Source organism: Barnesiella sp. CU968 (assembly GCF_905219685.1).
Classification (GTDB): domain Bacteria; phylum Bacteroidota; class Bacteroidia; order Bacteroidales; family Muribaculaceae; genus Lepagella; species Lepagella muris_A.
Map to the genome: position 1 here is coordinate 1 of NZ_CAJMXD010000275.1, position 3990 is coordinate 3990.

Sequence of the window (3990 nt, forward strand, 5' to 3'; positions counted from 1 at the left end):
GTGGAATTTATTTATGAAGTTATTAGAATAACTTCTCTATTTAAAAGACTAATTTTTAGCGGACATACGCAGTCTGATTAACAATCTATAACACATTTCACGCCATATAAGTTATTTTTAACACAAATAAGTGCTAAAAATCTAATAAATTGCTTTAAAACAGATTTCAAATATCTGTTGCGAAAGGTGTCACGGGCAAGCCAGAGGTTCTTCCGGTTAGATTTCCACCGGGATAGTCCGCCCAGTTATATCTGACGGCAACCGGATTGTTTATCAACGGTGAAGATAATCTAATTGTCTTGTTAGAAACAATCTGCGTATTGGCATATGCCCATTTTCCGGATTTATCTTTTATGATAAAGCCTATAGCCACTCCTCCTTCCGTATTGATGTCATTGTCAAAAGTAAGGTCTATATACCCTTTGCCGATTTTAGTATCAACACAGCGGGGAGCCTCACATGCTTGAGTTCGACCATATGTCTTGTCAAGGGCAAGCAACGACAGCCGTCGCGCCACTTCCTGCTTATTTGCAGGATGAATATCCACCGGGTTACCGAGATCTATGGCTGTTGCCATTCCGGTATTCGGCAACTGAAGAGCCTTCGACTGCGCATGGCGCAACAAAGCCCATTCTGAATCAGGCTGCACCGTTACAGGTTGTTGGAATCCCGCCAACTGCACGAAATAGAAAGGGTGGGAAGAATTGTCAAAAGATTTTCTCCAACCCTCTATCATATTCTTGAAACACACTTCATATTGTGCGGCTCGCCCTACATTGGCACACCCTTGATACCAAAACACCCCTGCCAAGGGCATCCCTGTCAATGGCGCGATCATGGCATTATATAGCACCGACGGATAATGTGGAGTATCCGGCAGCTGATAAGCCATGTCCATTTGTGAGAAGTCAGAAAGCACTGCATAGCTCCATTCCCCGTCAAGGCTATACCTTGTTCCGTCAACGACAGCATAGGAGGATTTCCATATACCACCTCCGCCGGCATTGTCGATAACCTCGACTGTAATGACATTTTTACCCCCCTTTACAAGATTTCCGTCAACACGGTAGTCACGTTGTTGGTCGAATATACGTCCTCTACCCACAAGTTTGCCGTTGAAATAAGTCATGTCCCAATCATCAACAGCTCCAAGACTCAGTTGCAACGGTTTTCCGGCGGCTGTCGCAGGCAGGTCAAGCTCAAACTGCATGACAACAATCCCGTCGAAACCGGGGAGCACATTGTTTTCCCACAAAGACGGCACAGGCATCTTTCCCCAGGCTTTACCTTTCTGCATTACCGCCTTGTCATAGGGATAAGACATTTTTTCCGGATTGCGATAGCCTTCATATACCTTTCCCATTGCGGCATCTATCAAACCTTGCTCATCCTTTCCTGCTGCAAGCTGTTCGTGGTAAAATTCAAATCCCTCGACATCCTTGAGATACTCATTTGGAGTCCATGCTTCCACAGGTGTGCCACCCCATGTGGCATCAATTATGCCAACAGGGACATTCAATGAATCCTGAAGCATCCTGCCGCATAGATAGCCGATAGCTGAGAATGAAGCTGCAGCGGGAGATGATTCCACCCAACCAAATTCAACAGAAGCGTCATCGATGGGGGTTACGGAAGTCGTGTTCCTGATCTGCAACAGGCGGAGTGCCGGACGTTGCATCGTGGCAATGACACGATCTGCATCCATCACTTGTGCCCAGTCTCCTTTCACGGGAAATTCCATATTCGACTGTCCGGAGCAAAGCCACACCTCTCCCGACAAGACATTCTGCAATATTTTCTTCTCTCCGGTGCCATCATCAACGATGATGGTATAGGGACCTCCCGCAGGAGGAGTCGGAACTTTCATAACAAAGCGTCCCTCCTTGTCGGCTTTGGCTTTGCATTCACCGCCCTCCCAATCGGAACGGAATGTTACCGTCGACAATGGCTTTGCCTTTCCTGCCACCGTCAACTTTGCATTCTGCTGAACCACCATATTGTCGGAAAAGACAGATGGCAATTCTATCTTCGCGTGCATCGTCAACGAAGACACAACTATCACGGTTGCCGATGCAATTACTGACAAAATTTTCATTTGCTATGATTCTTTATTATCCTTTTGTTAACCTCCCGGATTCTGTCTTCATCTATCTTTATCACCTTGCGGTCGTAGGTCATAAGTCCGTTAACTTCAATCTCTACATCCGTTGTCTGCGTATACACAGCACCTACAAACCATTCCTTGGCAAGATGGTCAAGATAGTTTGCGTAGCCGATATAGCGGTCAGTCAACTCCGCCGGGGTCTTGCAGTTGATATAGCTGAACTCACGGTCCGGTGCCCAGATATGACCGTTGACCACCATTCCTATGCCTCCGTATTCGCCGAGCACGTTCGCTCGTTTCGCGTCATAGACATGTGTCACGGGAGGTGAGGGATAGCAGTGCACGTCCAATATGTCACCGCAAGGATAGAAATTGCCTCCGCTCGCCGGGTTCACAAGACGTGACGGGTCATGATTTTTAGTCCAGTCCGCAATCTCTTTGGTCTTGAATTGTCCCCAGGCTTCGTTGAACGGCACCCACATGGCGATGCAGGGATAGCTGTAGAGACAGTCCATGATCTCGCGCCATTCCTTGCGGTAGTTAGCCTCGCTCTCCGGAGTGCGTTCAAGTTCCTCGCCGTCGAAATAATTACGTCCTTGCCATTCCGGATCTTTGTCGCCGCTCGGCATATCCTGCCAAACGATGATGCCGTTACGGTCACAATAAGTGTACCACAATGCGGGCTCAACCTTTATATGCTTGCGGATCATATTGTAGCCCCAGTCTTTTGTCTTGTCCACGTCAAAGACCATTGCTTTGTAAGATGGCGCGGTGTATAGACCGTCAGGCCACCATCCCTGGTCCAGCAGTCCGTAATGGAAAAGGTCCTTGTTATTAAGCTGAAGGCGCACAACCCCCTTGTCACCCATTTTCATCGAGAACTTCCGCATTGCCGCATAACTGTCAACCTTGTCAAGCGTCTTGCCATCTGACATTAGCTTGATTTCAAGATCATAGAGCTTCGGATTCTCCGGTGACCATAATTCTATGTCAGAAGGCATATCTACAATTACAGACTCTCCCGTAACAGCGCGCCCGGAAGCTATTTGCCTTCCATTGTCTTTGACAACCACCTCCACCATGCCGTTGCTGATTTTTTCAGATGGATTTACATCCACTTTGAGAGTATTTCTATCAATATCAGGAAGTATACGCAGACCGGCCACATGTTTCCGCGCCACCGGTTCAAGCCACACCGTCTGCCAGATACCTGTCACCGGTGTGTACCATATCAGTTCGGGTTTTGATATCTGCTTCCCCCTCGGCTGGTGACCTTTATCGGTGGGATCCCAAACCCTGACAACAACCTCATTGTCTCCCTTGGATTTCAAAGCCTGGGTGATGTTCAGGCTAAACGGGGTGTAACCGCCTGTGTGCGAGCCAACCTTGGCTCCGTTCACCCACACGTCCGTCTGCCAGTCTACCGCTCCGAAATTCAACATCACGTCGCGGCCTTTCCAGGAAGAGGGAACGGAAAAACTGCGTTTATACCACAGGGCATTCTCCTCTCCTACCTCTTTCCCAACACCCGACAATGCTGATTCTGCACAGAATGGCACAAGTATTTCACCCTGCCATTCCTTTGGTCGGGGAGAATCCTTGGAGACTATCGCATAGTCCCACAGTCCGTTAAGGTTCTGCCAATCCTCGCGCTCCATTATCGGACGCGGATATTCCTGCCAGATATTTGCGGGGTCGATATTCTCGCCCCATGTCGTCATTATATTGTTTCCGGCAGGCTTATAAGCTGAGGCGAGATTAATCGCCCCGGCAAATAAAACCGCCGCTAAAAAATACTTATTCATTACGTAAGTAAGTATTGAAAATTAGTTTATAATAAGTAAATGCTGTGCTTACTTAAATTTTGAATCTTTTGGATGCTTTCA

The 3990-nt window shown here is 47.7% G+C and carries 2 protein-coding genes; both read right to left on the minus strand.

Annotated elements, in window-relative coordinates:
* Positions 1–166 precede the first annotated feature (166 nt).
* On the minus strand, positions 167–2095 hold the full coding sequence (locus tag JX312_RS10105; RefSeq protein WP_204457905.1) for a sialate O-acetylesterase: 1929 nt from the start codon (positions 2093–2095) through the stop codon (positions 167–169).
* On the minus strand, positions 2092–3909 hold the full coding sequence (locus JX312_RS10110) for a glycoside hydrolase family 2 protein (protein WP_204457906.1): 1818 nt from the start codon (positions 3907–3909) through the stop codon (positions 2092–2094). The genes JX312_RS10105 and JX312_RS10110 overlap by 4 nt, the downstream gene beginning before the upstream one ends.
* Positions 3910–3990: the final 81 nt, after the last annotated feature.

What these genes read in the sequence shown, in the direction of transcription:
- JX312_RS10110 (WP_204457906.1), bottom strand. Translation starts at nt 3,909, where the DNA reads ATGAATAAGTATTTTTTAGCGGCGGTTTTATTTGCCGGGGCGATTAAT.
- JX312_RS10105 (WP_204457905.1), bottom strand. Translation starts at nt 2,095, where the DNA reads ATGAAAATTTTGTCAGTAATTGCATCGGCAACCGTGATAGTTGTGTCT.